The 16,794-nt window shown below is 67.5% G+C and carries 16 protein-coding genes and 1 pseudogene; 7 read left to right on the top strand and 10 right to left on the bottom strand.

From position 1 onward, the window contains the following. The gene (locus tag ACNQVK_RS13080; RefSeq protein WP_418029848.1) at window positions 1-1,002 is read left to right on the top strand and encodes a VWA domain-containing protein; all 1,002 of its coding nucleotides are present in this window, start codon (window positions 1-3) and stop codon (window positions 1,000-1,002) included. On the opposite strand, the gene ACNQVK_RS13075 is transcribed toward ACNQVK_RS13080, so the two are convergent. Together ACNQVK_RS13075 and ACNQVK_RS13070 are read right to left on the bottom strand one after the other, a co-directional pair. After that, window positions 999-1,841, bottom strand: coding sequence for a glycine betaine ABC transporter substrate-binding protein (locus ACNQVK_RS13075; protein WP_418029847.1), 843 nt, complete (start codon window positions 1,839-1,841; stop codon window positions 999-1,001). The genes ACNQVK_RS13080 and ACNQVK_RS13075 overlap by 4 nt on opposite strands. Window positions 1,842-1,849: 8 nt before the next feature. Further along, the gene (locus tag ACNQVK_RS13070; RefSeq protein WP_409544416.1) at window positions 1,850-3,085 is read right to left on the bottom strand and encodes an NAD(P)-dependent malic enzyme; all 1,236 of its coding nucleotides are present in this window, start codon (window positions 3,083-3,085) and stop codon (window positions 1,850-1,852) included. Between the two features lie 109 nt (window positions 3,086-3,194). On the opposite strand from ACNQVK_RS13070, the gene corA reads away from it, so the two are divergent. After that, window positions 3,195-4,298, top strand: coding sequence for a magnesium/cobalt transporter CorA (gene corA, locus ACNQVK_RS13065; protein WP_418029846.1), 1,104 nt, complete (start codon window positions 3,195-3,197; stop codon window positions 4,296-4,298). 6 nt (window positions 4,299-4,304) lie between these two features. On the opposite strand, the gene ACNQVK_RS13060 is transcribed toward corA, so the two are convergent. From ACNQVK_RS13060 to ACNQVK_RS13035, 6 genes are all read right to left on the bottom strand, one after another. Next, window positions 4,305-4,910: a suppressor of fused domain protein gene (locus tag ACNQVK_RS13060; protein WP_418029845.1), complete on the bottom strand. Its 606-nt coding sequence runs from the start codon at window positions 4,908-4,910 to the stop codon at window positions 4,305-4,307. Further along, window positions 4,907-6,202 carry an ABC transporter ATP-binding protein gene (locus tag ACNQVK_RS13055; RefSeq protein ID WP_418029844.1) on the bottom strand — a complete coding sequence of 432 codons (1,296 nt, stop codon included), beginning with the start codon at window positions 6,200-6,202 and terminating at the stop codon, window positions 4,907-4,909. Before ACNQVK_RS13055 ends, ACNQVK_RS13060 begins: the two co-directional genes overlap by 4 nt. Window positions 6,203-6,206: 4 nt before the next feature. Next, on the bottom strand, window positions 6,207-7,031 hold the full coding sequence (locus ACNQVK_RS13050) for a carbohydrate ABC transporter permease (protein WP_418034151.1): 825 nt from the start codon (window positions 7,029-7,031) through the stop codon (window positions 6,207-6,209). 104 nt (window positions 7,032-7,135) lie between these two features. Then, complete coding sequence (locus ACNQVK_RS13045; protein WP_418029843.1) at window positions 7,136-8,029, bottom strand: carbohydrate ABC transporter permease; 894 nt, start codon at window positions 8,027-8,029, stop codon at window positions 7,136-7,138. Then, a complete protein-coding gene (locus ACNQVK_RS13040; protein WP_418029842.1) occupies window positions 8,026-9,423 on the bottom strand; it encodes an ABC transporter substrate-binding protein in 1,398 nt (465 codons plus the stop codon). The genes ACNQVK_RS13045 and ACNQVK_RS13040 overlap by 4 nt, the downstream gene beginning before the upstream one ends. 159 nt (window positions 9,424-9,582) lie before the next feature. Then, window positions 9,583-10,089 carry a general stress protein gene (locus tag ACNQVK_RS13035; protein ID WP_090428291.1) on the bottom strand — a complete coding sequence of 169 codons (507 nt, stop codon included), beginning with the start codon at window positions 10,087-10,089 and terminating at the stop codon, window positions 9,583-9,585. Between the two features lie 128 nt (window positions 10,090-10,217). On the opposite strand from ACNQVK_RS13035, the gene ACNQVK_RS13030 reads away from it, so the two are divergent. Next, entirely contained in the window at window positions 10,218-10,847 is a 630-nt protein-coding gene (locus ACNQVK_RS13030; RefSeq protein WP_418029841.1) for a DUF4190 domain-containing protein, read from the top strand. Between the two features lie 41 nt (window positions 10,848-10,888). On the opposite strand, the gene ACNQVK_RS13025 is transcribed toward ACNQVK_RS13030, so the two are convergent. Continuing rightward, window positions 10,889-11,854, bottom strand: a complete 966-nt coding sequence (locus ACNQVK_RS13025) for an HpcH/HpaI aldolase/citrate lyase family protein (protein ID WP_418029840.1) — start codon at window positions 11,852-11,854, stop codon at window positions 10,889-10,891. 25 nt (window positions 11,855-11,879) lie between these two features. Between ACNQVK_RS13025 and ACNQVK_RS13020 the strand changes: the two genes are divergently transcribed. The 4 genes and pseudogenes from ACNQVK_RS13020 (at window position 11,880) to ACNQVK_RS13005 (ending at window position 16,369) form a co-directional block, all read left to right on the top strand. Beyond that, complete coding sequence (locus ACNQVK_RS13020; RefSeq protein WP_044519778.1) at window positions 11,880-13,166, top strand: magnesium transporter MgtE N-terminal domain-containing protein; 1,287 nt, start codon at window positions 11,880-11,882, stop codon at window positions 13,164-13,166. After that, entirely contained in the window at window positions 13,163-13,708 is a 546-nt protein-coding gene (locus ACNQVK_RS13015) for a DUF1003 domain-containing protein (RefSeq protein WP_418029839.1), read from the top strand. Before ACNQVK_RS13020 ends, ACNQVK_RS13015 begins: the two co-directional genes overlap by 4 nt. A gap of 139 nt (window positions 13,709-13,847) precedes the next feature. Continuing rightward, a pseudogene (locus ACNQVK_RS13010) lies at window positions 13,848-15,166 on the top strand (lytic transglycosylase domain-containing protein). Between the two features lie 60 nt (window positions 15,167-15,226). After that, the gene (locus tag ACNQVK_RS13005; RefSeq protein ID WP_164480875.1) at window positions 15,227-16,369 is read left to right on the top strand and encodes an Mrp/NBP35 family ATP-binding protein; all 1,143 of its coding nucleotides are present in this window, start codon (window positions 15,227-15,229) and stop codon (window positions 16,367-16,369) included. On the opposite strand, the gene tatB is transcribed toward ACNQVK_RS13005, so the two are convergent. After that, the gene (gene tatB, locus ACNQVK_RS13000) at window positions 16,366-16,794 is read right to left on the bottom strand and encodes a Sec-independent protein translocase protein TatB (protein WP_418029838.1); all 429 of its coding nucleotides are present in this window, start codon (window positions 16,792-16,794) and stop codon (window positions 16,366-16,368) included. The genes ACNQVK_RS13005 and tatB overlap by 4 nt on opposite strands.

Genomic DNA, 16,794 nt, shown 5'->3' with positions numbered 1-16,794 from the left:
GTGCCGGTCCTCGGTCCGCTACCCCTCTCCGATTTCGCGCACAGCTGGTGGTTCCTGTTCCTGGCGGCAATCCTTGCCCTGTGCGCGTGGTACGCGGCTGCACAGGCGTCGCGCCGCAAGCGTGTCCTGCGCTTCGCGAATCTGGACCTGCTGGCCAGCGTTGCGCCGCATCGGCCTGCGCGTTGGCGCCACCTGCCCGCCGTCTTGCTGGTGTGCTCGCTGGCGGTGTCGACCGTCGGACTGGCCGGACCCACCCGGGACATCAGGACACCGCGCAACCGTGCCGTGGTCATGCTGGTGCTCGACGTCTCTCCGTCCATGAACGCCACCGATGTGCCGCCGACCCGTCTCGCCGCGGCCAACGACGCTGCCAAGCGATTCGCCGCCGAGCTGACGCCGGGGATCAATCTAGGGCTCATCGCGTTCGGCGGCACCACCCTGCTTCTGGTCTCCCCGACCACCGACCACAACGCCACTACCGCTGCCATCGGCAAGCTTCAGGTGATCGAACGCACCGCTATCGGCGAAGCGATATTCACCGCACTGCAGTCGATCGCGACGGTCGGCGCCGTACTCGGCACCGGGGACGAGCCACCCCCGGCCCGCATCGTGTTGATGTCGGACGGCAAGGAAAACGTGCCGACCGATCCGAATGCGCCCAAAGGAGCCTTCACCGCCGCCCGCGCGGCCAGGGACCAGGGTGTACCGGTCTCGGCCATCTCCTTCGGCACCGCCTTCGGCGTGGTCGATTTTGAGAACCAGAACCTCCCGGTGCCGGTCGCCGACGACACCCTGCGCGATGTTGCACGACTGTCCGGCGGACGGCTCTATCACGCGACCGACGGCGACCAACTAAAGGACGTCTACGCCACGCTGCAGAACCAGTTCGGCTACGAGACCACCCGCGGTGATGCCAGCACCGGCTGGTTCCGGCTGGGGGTGATGATCCTGGTGCTGGCCGCCGTGGCGGGGTTGGTCGTCAACCGCAGATTGCCGGACTAGTGGCCCAGCGGGTTGGCCTGGAGGAACGCATCGGCCACCGCACCGGGATCCTTGCCCTCGGCGACCTGCCTGCGCATATCGGCCAGTGACCCGGTGTCGAGGACACCGGCGATCTCGTTGAGTGCCAGGATCTGGCGCTCGTCGAGCGTGTTGCGGCGATACAGCGGCACCACGTTCTCGCCACGGATCAGCGCCGTCTTGTCGGCCAGCACGGTCAGGTCCGACGGGATGGCCGGATCGGCCGTCGTCGACCAGGCCGCGTTGATCTTGCCGGCCCGCAGCGCCGCGAACAGGCTCTTGCCATCGGGGAACACGAGCGCCTTGGGCAGCGTGCACGAGCCCACCGCTTTGGGCACCTCAGCACCGGACACCGCACCCGGCCGCGCCTGTGCGCAGTTGCGGCGCAGCGCGCTCAGATCGGTTCCGCCCCACGCCGTGGCGGTAGCCTCGGTGACCACCAGAGCGGGTTTGTCCTGCGCCGACATGGTGTAGTCACCGGCCGCGACGCCTTCGGGTAGCGCCGATACCAGGTCCCGGTAGACCTGCTCATCCGCACGCGCCGTCGCGTTCGGATTCAGCTCGGTCAGGAACCGGCCGGTGAACCCCGGCAGCACCGTCACCGATCCGGAATCCAGCACGCTGGGGACGCCGTCGGTCTCGGTGACCGCGGCCGGCGTGCCGTAGTAGCGCAGCGCCGCCGCGTACAGATGGCCGAGCAGCGCCGAGTCAGGCCCCTGCCCCGCCCCGACCGCGAGAACGGCCGGGGCCGAATGGCCACCGCAACCGGCCGACACCAGCGCCAACAACAGCAATAGTGCCGACGCCAGGGTGCGGCGCATTCGTGAGCTCAGGACTCTGCGGGGTCAACCGCCGCTGCGACCGCGGCCGCAACCGCAGGGCCGACCCGCGGATCCAGCGCGCTGGGCACGATGTGGTCGACCGCGAGATCGTCGCCGACGACCGAGAAGATCGCCTCGGCAGCCGCCACCTTCATCTTCTCGGTGATGCGGCGGGCACCGGCGTCCAGCGCACCGCGGAACACCCCGGGGAAGGCCAGCACGTTGTTGATCTGGTTCGGGAAATCGCTGCGCCCGGTCGCCACGACCGCCGCGTACTTGCGGGCGGCGTCCGGGTGGATCTCGGGATCCGGGTTGGACAGCGCGAAGACGATGCCGTTGGGAGCCATCGTGGCGATGAACTCCTCGGGCACGACACCGGCCGAAACCCCGAGAAAGACATCGGCGCCCTCGAGCGCCTCGGCCACACCGCCGGTGAGCTTGCGCGGGTTGGTGCGCCCGGCCAGCTCCGCCTTGAACGCATTGAGGTTGTCACGGCCGGAGTGCACGATGCCCTGCGAATCGAGCACGACGACGTCGGTGATGCCCTTGTTCAGCAGGATGTTGGCGCAGGCCACACCCGCTGCACCGGCGCCCGAGATGACCACGCGCAGTGAATGGATGTCACGCTCGAGCACCTTGGTGGCGCCCAGCAGCGCGGCCAGCACCACGATCGCCGTGCCGTGCTGGTCGTCATGCATGACCGGGCAGTCCAGCGCCTCGATGACCCGGCGCTCGATCTCGAAGCACCGCGGGGCCGAGATGTCCTCCAGGTTCACCGCGCCGAACGTCGGACGCAGCCGGATCAGGGTTTCGACGATCTCGTCGGGATCCTTGGTGTCGAGCACGATCGGGATCGAGTTGAGCCCGCCGAAGGACTTGAACAGCGCGCTCTTGCCCTCCATGACCGGCAGCGACGCCGCGGGGCCGATATCGCCGAGGCCCAGCACCGCAGTACCGTCGCTGACCACCGCCACCAGGCGGTTGGCCCACGTGTACTTGGCCGCGAGGGTGTGATCAGTGGCGATCGCCCGGCTCACCTGGGCGACCCCGGGTGTGTAGGCGATCGACAGCGCACGCTGGGTGTCCAGCGGCTCCTTCAACTCGACCGAGAGCTTTCCGCCTTCGTGATGATCGAAGATCTCGGCGTCTTCGATGACAACTTGCGGGGTGCGCTCCGCAGGCGAGCGCTCGGGCGAGGAGGCGACTGTACTTTCCGACACGGCGCAAGGGTACTTCAATGCCATTTCTCACAGGGCCGGGTTCCCCGCTGGTGAGCGTTACTTAACAGTAGGTACGCGTAGCATTCGTTGTGCTGATCAGGTTGCTGCACACCGCGCAGGAAGGTCGGAGTCCATGCCCTCATTCCGCGCTTTGCCACCGGCCCTGCGGTCGACCGCACGGCCCCGGCCCGCGGAGCCCGACGCCAAGGCGATCCACGTCCCGGTGGCACGGGCCATGGTCGATTGCGGTGTGTACAGCGGTGGTGACCGGTTGCCCGGCAAATACACCCACGCCGCAGCGCTGAACAAGGTCCGCGAACTACAGGCAGCGGGCCAGAAGGCGTTCGTCTGGATCGGCCTGCACGAGCCCGACGAATTCCAGATGCAGTCGGTGGCAGACGTTTTCGGATTGCACGAGCTGGCCGTCGAGGACGCGGTGCACGCACATCAGCGCCCCAAGCTGGAGCGGTATGACAAGACACTGTTCCTGGTGCTCAAGACCATCAACTATGTCGAGCACGAGTCGGTGGCACTGGCCCGCGAGATCGTCGAGACCGGCGAGATCATGATCTTCGTCGGACCGGACTTTGTGGTCACCGTCCGGCACGGTGAACACACCGGACTGGCCGGCGTGCGGAAACGGCTCGAATCCTCGCCGGCCATCCTCAAACTCGGACCCTTCGCGGTCATGCACGCGATCGCCGACCACGTGGTGGACAGCTACCTCGACGTGACCGATCTGATGGAAACTGACATCGACGCCATGGAGGAGGACATCTTCTCCCCCGGCACGCACACCAACATCGAGTGCATCTACCTGCTCAAGCGGGAGGTCGTCGAAATGCGCCGGGCGGTGGCGCCGCTGACCCTCGCGCTGGCACGGTTGCTGACCGACCACAACGACCTCATCTCGGTCGAGGTACGCCGGTACATGCGCGACGTGCACGACCACAATGTGCAGGCCTCCGACCGCGTCACGAGCTACGACGAGATGCTCAGCTCGCTGGTGCAGGCCGCGCTCGGCAAGGTCGCCATGCAGCAGAACGTGGACATGCGCAAGATCTCGGCGTGGGTGGCGATCGCCGCGGTACCGACCGCGATGGCCGGGATCTACGGGATGAACTTCGAGCACATGCCGGAATTGCAATGGACGTGGGGCTATCCCGCCGTGCTGCTGACGATGGCCACCATCTGCTTCGTGCTGTACCGCACGTTCCGCCACAACGACTGGCTCTAGCCGGAATCAGCTTGGGCTGGCGGCCCTTCGGGTCGGGTCGAGCACGTCGACCCCGTCGGTCTGCCACGCCTCGCGCATCGCATCCGCACCCTTGAGCCGCACCCAGGCCGCCTCGGTTGCGGTGATCGGCGTGGCCGAGAGCACCGTCACCGGAGACAACGGATCGGTCAGGGTTACGTCGCCGATATCGCTGGGGCCCAGCAGGAATGCACTGAACGGTGCGGAGTCGAACAACTGCGTCTCCAGGTCGATGAGTGCGTCGGCCTCCAGCACCAGACCCTCCACGGCGGGCGCGGCGGCCAGGACTGCCAGCGACCGGGCCAGCCCGCCCGGGGTCGGGCCCCGCAGCGACAGCACCACCTCGGCTCGCGGGCCGTGGATCGGGTCGGAGACCAGTTCTGTGGGATCGAACATCGGATGACGCGAACACCCCAGCGTCACATAGTGATACAGATCGGGGCCGCCGCCCCGCAGATCCGGCCCGAACCGCAGCACGTCGATGCGCTCGGTGCCCAGGAAGGTGACGCTGGCGCTGACAGGGTCGGCAGTGATGCCCGCCGCGCCGTAGTACTCGACCACATGGGCGCGAACCGCAGCCAGGACGTCGATCACTCTTCTGTCGGTTCTCCGGCCGGTTCGACCGACTCGGCGGGCTCAGCGGCCTCGGGTTCCGCGGCTTCCACGGATGCCTCGGCTTCGGCGGTCTCGGGCTCCTCGGCCGCCACCGGTTCGGTGCGGGTCAGGTTCGCCCCGGTTGCGGCGTCGAAGATCACCAGCTTGGACGTGTCGAACGCCAGCTGGATCTGCTGACCGTTGGCCACCGTCGATTCTGCCGACACCCGAGCCACGAACTCATTGACGCCGCCCCCGGAATCGGCGGCCAGCTCGGCCAGTTGCGCCGCCTCGGCACCGGCACCGTCGATGGTGAAGTGCACGTACTTGTCCGCACCGAGCGACTCGACGATGTCGGCGCGCACCGGGAAGCTCAACGCCCGGATCCTGGCGTACCCGTCGAGCAGCGACGCGTCCTCCAGGTGCTCGGGCCGGATACCGACGATGATGTTGTCGGGCTTGGGCTGACGCGCCAGCAGATCGTGCACCTGCTGGGTCAGGGTGACGTCGCCGAACGGCAGCCGCACTCCGACATCGGTGAACGTGGCGGGGAAGAAGTTCATCGCGGGCGATCCGATGAAGCCGGCCACGAACAGGTTCGCCGGGTTGTTGTACAGCTCGTCAGGCGTGCCGATCTGCTGGATCTCACCGGCCAGCAACACCACAACCCGATCACCGAGCGTCATCGCCTCGGTCTGATCGTGTGTCACGTAGACCGTCGTGGTGCCCAGCCGGCTCTGCAGCCGGGCGATCTCGGCGCGCATCTGCACGCGTAGCTTGGCGTCCAGGTTGCTCAGCGGCTCGTCCATCAGAAATGCCTTGGGGCGGCGCACGATTGCCCGGCCCATCGCCACCCGCTGACGCTGCCCGCCGGACAGCTGGGCCGGCTTGCGGTCGAGCAGTTCGGTCAGGTCGAGGATCTTGGCGGTCTCCTCGACCTTGGCCGCGATCTCATCCTTCTTGAGCTTGGCCAGGGTCAGCGGGAACGCGATGTTCTGGCGCACCGTCATGTGCGGGTAGAGCGCGTAGGACTGGAACACCATCGCGATGTCGCGGTCCTTGGGCGCTTTGTCGTTGACCAGCTCCCCGCCGATGCGCAGTTCGCCCGACGAGATGTCTTCAAGCCCGGCAATCATGTTCAGGGTGGTCGACTTACCGCAGCCCGACGGTCCCACCAGGATGATGAACTCACCGTCGGCGATGGTCATCGAGAACTGCTTGACGGCTTCCCTGGTGCCGCCTGCGCCGTCGGGGTAACTCTTGGTGACCCGGTCCAACACGATTTCGGCCATCCAATTACCCCTTTACCGCACCGGATGTCAGGCCAGCGACGATGCGCCGCTGGAAAATGAGAACAAAGATGATGATCGGGATGGTGATGACCATCGCGCCCGCCGCGATCGACCCGGTCGGCTCCTCGAACTGCGAACTGCCGGTGAAATTCGCGATCGCCACGGGCGCGGTGATCGCCCGCTGGGTCGCGGTCAGCGACAGTGCCAGCAGCAGGTCGTTCCACGCGAAGATGAAGACCAGGATGGCCGCCGTGACGATGCCCGGAGCGGCCAACGGAGCGATCACCTTGCGGAAGGCCTGCGCCGGCGTGGCGCCGTCCATCTTGGCGGCCTTTTCCAGATCCCATGGGATCTCGCGGAAGAACGCCGAGAGCGTGTAGATCGCCAGCGGCAGTGCGAAGGTGATGTAGGGAATGATCAGGCCGGGCCAGGTGTCGAACAGCCCGATGCTCCGCCACAGGTTGAAGATCGGTGTCACCAGCGAGATCTGGGGGAACATCGCGATCAAAAGGGCGATACCCACCAACAGCTTCTTGCCGGGGAATTCCAGCCGTGCCACCGCGTAGGCGGCCATGCCGCCGATCACCACGGCGATGACCGTGGTGATCAGGCCGATACCGATCGAATTGATCAGCGCCGAGGTGAAGATGTTTCCGGTGAAGATGCCCTTGTAATTGTCGAACGTGATCTGCGACGGGATCAGCTTGCCGTCCTTGACACTTGACGTCGGCTTCAACGACAGCGACAGGATCCACAACACCGGTATCAGCGCATAGAGCACCACCAGGATGTTCACGACCGTCCACCCGGTCGCGCGCCGCGCACCCACTCGCTCGCTCATCGGTGTCCCTCGCTCTTCGCGCAAGCGCTCATCGGTGTCCCTCGCTCTTCGCGCAAGCGCTCATCGGTGTCCCTCGCTCTTCGCGCAAGCGCTCATCGACCCTCCACCTCTGCACCGGGCGCCGACGCACCGAAGATCTTGATGAAGACGAACGCGATGATCGCCACCGAAAGGAAGATCAACACGCTGATGGCCGAACCCAATCCGAGGTTGAAGGCCTTGAACAGGTTGTCGTAGCCGAGGATCGACACCGATCCGGTGTTGTTGGCACCCCCGGTCAGCACATAGATGTTGTCGAAGATCCGGAACGCGTCGAGGGTGCGGAACAGCAGCGCGACCAGGATGGCCGGTTTGATCAGCGGCAGAATCACTCTCACCAGCCGCGTCCAGGCTCCGGCCCCGTCGACCTGGGCCGCGTTGAGCAGATCCTGCGGCACCAGCGCCAGGCCGGCCAGCAGCAGCAGCGCCATGAACGGCGTGGTCTTCCAGACCTCGGCGAGCACGATTATGGCCAGTGACGGCAATTGTTCGGTCAGCGGGGCGCAGCCGTCGGGCAGCAGGTTGACCAGGTAACCGGTGCCCGGGGTCCAGGCGTAGTACCAGCTGTAGGAGGCGGCCACCGTCACGATCCCGTAGGGAATCAGCACCGCGGTGCGGACCACGCCCTTACCGAAGATGGTGCGGTGCATGACCAGTGCCAGAGCCATGCCGAGCACGAACTCGATCGTCACCGAGACGACGGTGATCACCAGCGTCACCACGAACGCCGTCCACCAGTAACGGTCGGTGAGGATGGTCTGGTAGTTGGCGAACCCGACGAAGGCCGTGTCGTCGGGGGCGGCCAGGTTGTAGCGCTGCAGGCTCAGCCACACCGCGTAGCCGATCGGGTAGGCCGTCACGGCGATCATCAGAATCACCGCGGGTGCGATCAGTCCGAACGCCAACTTGCGTTCGGAGGTACGGTTGCCGCTCTTCGTGGTGCTCACGGGATCAGCCCTTTGCCGTCGATGGCCTTCTGCACCTGTTCGGTCAGCTCATCGGCGGTGCGCTCCGGATCGATGTCGGTGATCGGGGCCAGGGTGGCCGAAATGCGGGTGGACACAGCCTGATACACCGGCGTCGCGGGACGTACCGCGGCATTGGTTAGCTGCTCGCGGATGATCGCGTACTGCGGATACTTAGTCTGGAATGCCGGATCGTCGTAGAGCGATTCCCGCACCGCGGGCAACCCGCCCTCGACCGAGGTGTAGCGCTGGTTCTCGACGTTACGCAGGCAGCGGATGGCTTCGAACGCCTCTGCCTTGTGCCGGCTGGTCGCGGCCACCGCGAGGTTCAGCCCGCCGAGGGTCACCTTCGCCGGCTCCCCCTCGGTCACACCCGGATAGTTGGCGAACCCGAACACGTCTTTGCTCGCCTCGTAGGCCGACTGGAACTGCTCGTCGGTCGGTGAGAAGGTCCCGAGATCGTTGATGGCCCCGGCCAGATCGGCACGTTCGTCGAGCGGCAGGAAGTTCACACCGCCCTTGACGGCGTTCTCCAGCAGTGAGGGCAGCACGAACGGCCAGTTGACCTCGAGCGCGGCCTTGCCCTGCTCGAGCGCGAGCCGGGCGGTCGCCTCATCGGTCTGGGTCACCGACGGGTCGGCGCCGGGCGCGGTGGCAACCGAGGAGATGATCTGCAGCGCCTTGACCGTCGCCGCGCGATGCTCCGGGGTATCGGTCAGGGTGACCGTCTTGCCGTCATCGGAGAGCACCTGGCCGCCGGCGCTGGCCAGGAGGGTGTTGAACCACACCACCAGGCCCTCGTACTGCTTGGCCTGTACCGCAATCCAACTGGGCTTGCCCGCCGCGTGCAGGCGGTTCGCCTCGGAGACCATGCCGTCCCAGGTGGACGGCGGCTCATCCATCAAATCGGCTCGATACCACAGCAATTGGGTGTTGGTGGTGATCGGCGATGCGTACAGCTTGCCCTGCCAGCGGGCCGTTTCCAACGGTCCGGGCAGGGTGTTCGACTCCGCGTCGGACTCTGCCTCACCCGCCGGATCCTCGGACAGCGGGACGGCCCAGCCGGCCTCGGCGAACTCGGCGGTCCAGACCACGTCTAGCGCCATGATGTCGAGGGTCTTGTCGTTGCCGGTGAGGCGCCGGGCCAGCTGCAACCGTTGGTCGTCAGCGCCTTTCGGCAAACTCACCTGTTTGATGGTGAAACGGTCGCCGAGTTCGGCGTTGCAGCGTTTGGCCACGGCGGTGAAAGTCGCCATCTCGTTGGCCGGGGTGTAGTAGTTGATGACGATCCCGTCGTCGCCTTTACCACAAGCCGACACCACCGAGGCCGTCGCCAACGCGGCCACTGCCGCAGCACATAGCCGCCGAGCGCGCACCGCTGTGCCTCCGTCCGAGTAATCTGTCGCCGCCGGAGCGGCTCCCGCGCGCAAACCGTAGAGCTCTGCCCGCGTATGTGCAACAGTTTGGGCGTGCCGCGTCACAATCGTGACCTGCGCACCTTTGCCAACACGTCCGGCCCGCCGCCGGGCCGCGGGTCAGATCGTCAAGCGCGCCAGCAGATCCCGACCCTGTTCGGCACTCTGCGGATCGCACAGGACGTCGTAGCGGCCTGCGACCAGCTGCATCGTCGAACTGAAATCTCTTGTGCCGCGAGCCATCGCATACGGGATGGCCGAGGTGATCAAGCCGAAGAAGACGCCGGCGATCAGGCCGGTGAGCAGTGCGCTCCACGGGTTGGGGCTGAAAAAGCCGAGGATCAGGCCGATGAACAGACCGAGCCAGGCTCCCGACAGCACACCGCCGCCGAGCACCTTGGGCCAGCTCAGCCGTCCCGTGACCCGCTCAACCTGCATCAGGTCCACCCCGACGATGGTCACCTGCTGCACCGGGAACTGCTGGTCGGACAAGTAGTCGACGGCACGCTGGGCCTCCGCGTACGTCGGATAGGAACCGATCGGCCAGCCTTTGGGCGGCGTCGGCAACGCACCGCGCGCGGCCGGCGCGGCACCCGGTGTCTGACCGGACTGAAATGGGCTCGTCATGTCGAACTTCACTCTCCTCCGCACCGCCCCCTCGGCGGCTGCTCTCGTTACAGCAACGCCCTCACACCGGATTTGGTGCCGACGTCACGCGCCCGGGGCGTCGCTGTCCGTGCGCTAGGTTGATCAGCATGACAAACGCGGACGGCAACGCGGGCGAAACGCCGCCATCCGGCCCCGGCTCGCAGCCGTCGGAACCGTTGTCCAGCGGCTACGAAGCACCTTCCATCGAGCATTCCCAGGATCTGCCGCATTCCGGCCAGGCGCAACCGTCATACGAGTTCGAACCTCCCGGTTACGAGGCCGGCCCGTCGTATCCGCCTGCGATCGACTATCCCGCGGACATCCCGCCCGACTACCCGCCACCGCCCGGTTACCCACCACCGTTCCCGGGTGCCGCCGGCTATCCCCCGCCCTATCCGCCGCCAATGCCCGGCTATCCACCGCCGGGTTATGGATACCCCGGTGCCCCCGGATACCTCGGCGGCTATGGGATGCCGCCGTCCGGCACCACCAATACCGTGGCCATCGGATCGCTCGTGGCCTCGATCATGTCGCTGCCGCTCTTCGCGATGTGCGGGATCGGACTGCTCGCCGCCTTCGTCGGACTCGGACTCGGGATCACCGCGCTCAATCAGATCAAGAAGACCGGACAGCCGGGTCAGGGCCTGGCGATCGCCGGGATCAGCATCGGCGCAATCGGCGCCCTCCTCAACGGAGGCTGGATTCTGCTCTTCGCGATCGGCGTGTTCAACGCGTAGGGAGCCGCACCTGATTGCGGTGCGGCACTACACAATCCGGGTCAGTTCGGCGGCCGGAACGGTTCGGCCAGCCGACTCATCCCAGCTGCCCGGCCCTTGCCCGCGATCACCAGCGCCATCTTGCGGCTGGCCTCGTCGATCATCTCGTCGCCCAGCATCACCGCTCCCCTGGCCCCACCGGCCTGCGAGGTGTGCCATTCGTAGGCGTCCAGGATCAGTTCGGCGTGGTCGTAGTCGGCCTGGCGTGGGCTGAAGATCTCGTTGCCCGCCTCGATCTGGTCCGGATGCAGGACCCACTTGCCGTCGTAGCCCAGCGCGGCTGAACGGCCAGCCACGCGGCGGAACCCGTCGACGTCGCGCACCTTCACATACGGCCCGTCGATCGCGTTGATACCGCGGTTGCGCGCGGCGATCAGGATGCGCATCAGCACGTGGTGGTGGGCGTCGCCGATGTCGTAGCCGTCGGGCTGCCCACCGACCTCCAGGGTGCGCATGTTGAGGCTGGCCGCCATGTCCCCGGGGCCGAGGACCAGCGCCTGCACGCGTGGGGCCGCCGCGATCGCGTCGATGTTGGTCAACCCCTGGGCGTTCTCGATCTGCGCCTCGATGCCGATCCGGCCGGGCTCCAGGCCGTGCGTGGCCTCCAGCTGACTGAGCAGCAGATCGAGCGCGCGGACGTGAGCCTCCTCGGTCACCTTGGGCAGCACGATCAGGTCCAAGGTGGTGCCGGCGGCCGCAATCCTGGTGACCACCTCGATCACGTCGGCGTACGTCCACGGTGTGGTCCAGTCGTTGACCCGCACCCCGCGCAGCTGTCCGGCCCAGCCGTCGTCGGCCAGTGCCTCCGCCACCTGCGCACGGGCCGATTCCTTGGCCTCGGGCGCAACCGCGTCCTCCAGGTCGAGGAACACCTCGTCGGCGGGCAGGCTTCTGGCCTTCTCGATCATCTTCAGGCTGCTTCCCGGAACCGAGAGGCACGTTCTACGGGGTCGATACGTGTTCTCCACGACCACAGTCTCTACCCTTTAATTCATGGCGGCGGTGAACAGGGTCTACGCGGCCCGGCTAGCGGGGATGGTGGTGCTGGGCCCCGACGGGGAGTCCATCGGCCGTGTCCGCGATGTGGTGATCAGCATCAGCATCGTCCGCCAGCAGCCGCGGGTTCTCGGCCTAGTGGTCGAATTGCTCACCCGTCGAAGAATTTTCGTTCCGATCCTGAGGGTGACCGCCATCGAGCCCGGCTCGGTGACACTGGCCACCGGCAGTGTGTCGCTCCGCCGCTTCGCCCAACGCCCCGGCGAGGTCCTGGTGTTGGGCCAGGTGCTGGAGACCCGCGTGCGGGTCGACGATCCGGATCTGGAACAGCTGGCCGGAATCGACGTCGTGGTAGTCGATCTGGGCATCGAACAGACCCGCACCCGGGACTGGGTGGTGACCCGGGTGGCGGTGCGTCCACAGCGACGTCTGGGGCGGCGCAGCAACATCCACGTCGTCGCGTGGCAGAACGTGCACGGGCTGACCCCGTCGGGTCTCGCGATGCCCGACCAGGGCGTGGCCTCGCTGCTCGAGCAGTTCGAGGGCCAGCGCCCGGTCGAGGTGGCCGAGGCCCTGCGCGAGCTACCGGTCAAACGGCGCTACGAGTTGTACCGCGCCTTCGACGACGAGCGGCTCGCCGACGTGCTGCAGGAGCTGCCCGAGGACGAGCAGGCCGCGGTGCTGCGCCAGCTGAACACCGAGCGCGCCGCCGACGTGCTGGAGGCGATGGACCCCGACGACGCCGCCGACGTGCTGGGCTCCATGACGCCGGCCGACGCCGAGACACTGCTGCGGAAGATGGACCCCGAGGATTCCGAGGATGTGCGACGGCTGCTGTCCCACTCACCCGACACCGCGGGCGGCCTGATGACCAGCGAGCCGGTGGTGCTCGCGCCCGACACCACCGTCGCCGAGGCGCTGGCGCAGGTGCGCGACCCGGACCTCACCCCCGCGCTGGCTTCGATGGCCTTCGTCACCCGGCCCCCCAGCGCCACCCCGACCGGGCAGTACCTGGGCTGCGTCCACCTGCAGCGGCTGCTGCGCGAGCCGCCCGCGGCCCTGGTGAGCGGCATCATCGACACCGACCTGCCGAGCTTGAGTCCGGCCGACTCCCTGGCCGCGGTGACCCGCTATTTCGCCGCGTACAACCTGGTGTGCGGGCCGGTGGTCGACGAAGAGAACCACCTGCTGGGGGCAGTATCGGTGGACGACGTGCTCGACCACATGCTGCCCGACGACTGGCGCGAGCGCGACGAGCCCGAGCTCCCGGTGGCCGGTTCATGAGCGAATCGACAGCGCGTCAGCGGTTGGACACCCCCCGTGGCACGCGCGGTTTCGGCCTGCACGTCGACGTCGAGGCGGTCGGTCAGGTCGGGGAGTCCATCGCCCGGTTCCTCGGCACCGGCCGGTACCTGGCGATCCAGACGATCATCGTGGTGGTCTGGATCGCGTTGAACATCGGCGTCTTCGCCTTCCAGTGGGATCCGTACCCCTTCATCCTGCTCAACCTGGCCTTTTCGACCCAGGCCGCCTATGCCGCCCCGCTGATCCTGCTGGCCCAGAACCGCCAGGAGAACCGGGACCGGGTCTCGCTCGAGGAGGACCGGCGCCGGGCCGAACGGACCAAGGCCGATACCGAGTACCTGGCCCGTGAGCTGGCATCGCTGCGACTGGCGGTGGGCGAGGTCGTTACGCGCGATTACCTGCGCCGCGAGCTGGAGGAACTTCGCGACCTGCTCGCCGAACTCGTCCCACCCGCCGATACCGACCGAGCGGCTCCGAGCAAAGCCGATGTCGGCGAGCGCCGGTCCAAACGCGGTGGTTGATAACGCTGTCGACCATTGTCGTAACAACGGAAACCGGGACTATGTATGGTGACTTGGTTCACAACATGGCCAAAGCTGATTTAAGGACGGGTAAGTGCGCGTAGGGGGAGGAGCGGCTATCGCAACCGCTCGGCGCCGTATGAGCCAGCTCGTGCGCTCGCCCGCACTCGGCGTCGCCGTCCTGGCCCCCATCGTTCTGGTCGCCGGTGCAGGATCAGCCGCCCCGGGCCCCGAGGTGTCCAACACCGCGGTCACCCCGCTGGCCGCCGTCGCGCCCCGGATCGACCGCTCCGGTCCCGCGGTGGTGGCAGCGACGAGACCCCCGACGAACTTCCGCATCAAGCCGATGACGACGATATCGGCTCCCCCGCCCGCGTTCGTCGTCAATAGCCCTGGCGCCCTTGGGATTCCAGGAACTTCTCTGAAGGCGTACCGCAACGCCGAGCGGATGATGGCCGCGGCCTACCCCGGCTGCGGCATCAGCTGGAATCTGCTGGCCGGGATCGGACGGATCGAGTCGGGGCACGCCAACGGTGGCGCCACCGATGCCCGCGGCACCGCTGTCCGCCCGATCTATGGCCCCGCCCTCGACGGCACCTTGCCCGGCAACGAGATCATCATCCAGAGCGCGCAGGCCGGACGAATCTCGTACGTCCGGGCCATGGGGCCGATGCAGTTCCTGCCCGGAACCTGGGCCCGGTACGCCTCCGACGGCGACGGTGACGGCAAGGCCGATGTGCAGAACGTGTTCGACTCGGCGCTGGCCGCCGCCCGCTACCTGTGCAGCGGCGGGCTCAACCTGCGCGAACAGTCCCAGGTCATGACGGCAATCCTCCGGTACAACAACTCCGTGGCCTACGCCCGCAACGTATTGGGCTGGGCGGCGGCGTATGCCACGGGCGTGGTGCCGGTCGACCTGCCCGAGATCACCGGTTCCATCCCCCCGATCGGCGATTCCCATCTGGACAACCCAGAGGGTCTCGGCCCGGGCCTGCCGGCCGATGCCACCGGGTTGCCCGCGGGCGATCCGCTGGCCCTGATTCCGCTGCTCAACCGCAATGAGACCGGCACGCAGAACGTTCCCGGTTTTGCGCCGGGGCAGGTACTCGGCCCCTTGCCAGGCCGGCGCAGGCCATCCCGTCGGAGACCCCGGCCGCCCCGCCGCCATGGGTCCCGCCGTGGGAGCAGCCGCGTCAACCCGCATGCGTGGTCTTCTGCCTGGGTGAGCAGGCTCCGCCGCCGGCGCCCGCTCCCGGACCGCAGCAGCTTCCCCCGCCCGCTCCCGGACTGCAGCAGCTGCCGCCGCCCGGCCCCGGGCCCATCCCGGCACCGCAGCAGGCTCCTCCCCCAGGGCCTGCACCCGCCCCGATCGGCCCGCCGATCGAGGCCGCGCCGCCGGCTCCGGTCTTGGGGCCGGTCCCCGGCCCTGCCCCTGGGCCTGCCCCGGGCCCGGCCTGACGCAGGGTTGAACCCGGCCTGGATCCGGGGGCGTGTGCCGCCGCCGTAGACTCGGCAGTGATGTCCGAATCTGCCACTGAGCTGCAATCCGCGGTTCGCGCCGCGCTGGCCAAGGTGATCGACCCCGAATTGCGGAGGCCGATCACCGAACTCGGCATGGTCAAGAACATCTCGATCGAGGCCGACCACGGCGTGCACGTCGAGATCTACCTGACCACCGCGGCCTGTCCGAAGAAGAACGAGATCGCCGACCTGGTGAAGGCTGCCGCCACCGACGTTCCCGGCACCGGCGCCGTCAAGGTGAGCCTGGACGTGATGGACGACGAGCAGCGCGCCGAGTTGCGCAAGCTGCTGCGTGGCGATTCCCGCGAACCGGTGATCCCGTTCGCCCAGCCCAACTCCCTGACCCGGGTCTACGCAGTGGCCTCCGGCAAGGGTGGCGTCGGCAAGTCCAGCGTGACGGTCAACCTGGCCGCCGCGATGGCCGCCCGCGGCCTGTCGGTCGGCCTGCTGGACGCCGACATCTACGGCCATTCGGTGCCGCGCATGATGGGTACCGCCGACCGGCCCACCCAGGTCGACTCGATGATCCTGCCGCCGATCGCCCATGACGTGAAGGTCATCTCGATCGCCATGTTCACCCAGGGCAACACGCCTGTCGTGTGGCGCGGGCCGATGTTGCACCGGGCCCTTCAGCAGTTCCTTGCCGACGTGTACTGGGGCGATCTGGACGTGCTGCTGCTCGACCTGCCGCCTGGCACCGGCGATATCGCCATCTCGGTGGCCCAGTTGATCCCGGGTGCCGAGATCCTCGTGGTGACCACTCCTCAGATGGCTGCCGCCGAGGTGGCCGAGCGGGCCGGCGCGATCGCGCTGCAGACCCGTCAGCGCATCGCGGGCGTGGTCGAGAACATGTCAGGCCTGCAGATGCCCGACGGCACGGTCATGCAGCTGTTCGGCGAGGGCGGTGGCCGTCAGGTGGCCGACTCGCTGACCCGCTCCGTGGGCGCCGAGGTGCCGCTGCTGGGCCAGGTCCCGCTGGACCCGGCGCTGGTTGCGGCCGGCGACTCCGGTGTTCCGCTGGTGTTGTCGGCACCCGAGTCGGCTGCGGGCGCCGAGCTGCGCAAGATCGCAGAGGGATTGTCGGCCCGCAAGCGCGGCCTGGCCGGAATGTCGCTGGGGCTGGATACCGCTCGCCGCTAGGTGGCGTCGGGGTCGAACGTCGTTTCGGCCGGTTTGACGGCCGGCTTGGCGAGCGGATCTGTCGCGGGCTGCCCGTTGACGGCATCCGCCGGCCGGTCGCCCGGCACCGACGGCTGGTCATTCTTGCGGTCGTCGAAGGCACCGGTCAGGAACGAATCGTCACCATCGAGCAGATGCTTGGTGATCGCGGCCCGCGGAGTCATGCCGCGGAGCTTCTGCAGATCGGCCAGTGGCTGCCGAAGATCGTCGAACTCCGGGCCGAGGTCCTCGCGCAACTGGCTGGTGGCACCACTGACGTAGTCACGTGCCTGACGCAGGGCACCCGATGTCCACCGGATGGCACCGGGCAGGCGCTCGGGCCCCAGGATCACCAGACCGGCGATCACCAGGACCAGCATCTCTCCCCACCCGATGTTCGCGAACAT

Origin of the sequence: Mycobacterium sp. 134 (assembly GCF_048282715.1) — a bacterium.
In the GTDB taxonomy this organism is placed as follows: Bacteria; Actinomycetota; Actinomycetes; order Mycobacteriales; family Mycobacteriaceae; genus Mycobacterium; species Mycobacterium septicum.
This window is presented reverse-complemented; position numbering and strand designations above follow the sequence as displayed.

Coding starts and splice junctions, on each gene's coding strand:
- ACNQVK_RS13075 (WP_418029847.1), bottom strand. CDS start 1,841: ATGCGCCGCACCCTGGCGTCGGCACTATTGCTGTTGTTGGCGCTGGTG.
- ACNQVK_RS13070 (WP_409544416.1), bottom strand. CDS start 3,085: ATGGCATTGAAGTACCCTTGCGCCGTGTCGGAAAGTACAGTCGCCTCC.
- corA (WP_418029846.1), top strand. CDS start 3,195: ATGCCCTCATTCCGCGCTTTGCCACCGGCCCTGCGGTCGACCGCACGG.
- ACNQVK_RS13055 (WP_418029844.1), bottom strand. CDS start 6,202: ATGGCCGAAATCGTGTTGGACCGGGTCACCAAGAGTTACCCCGACGGC.
- ACNQVK_RS13035 (WP_090428291.1), bottom strand. CDS start 10,089: ATGACGAGCCCATTTCAGTCCGGTCAGACACCGGGTGCCGCGCCGGCC.
- ACNQVK_RS13030 (WP_418029841.1), top strand. CDS start 10,218: ATGACAAACGCGGACGGCAACGCGGGCGAAACGCCGCCATCCGGCCCC.
- ACNQVK_RS13020 (WP_044519778.1), top strand. CDS start 11,880: ATGGCGGCGGTGAACAGGGTCTACGCGGCCCGGCTAGCGGGGATGGTG.
- ACNQVK_RS13015 (WP_418029839.1), top strand. CDS start 13,163: ATGAGCGAATCGACAGCGCGTCAGCGGTTGGACACCCCCCGTGGCACG.
- ACNQVK_RS13005 (WP_164480875.1), top strand. CDS start 15,227: ATGTCCGAATCTGCCACTGAGCTGCAATCCGCGGTTCGCGCCGCGCTG.
- tatB (WP_418029838.1), bottom strand. CDS start 16,794: ATGTTCGCGAACATCGGGTGGGGAGAGATGCTGGTCCTGGTGATCGCC.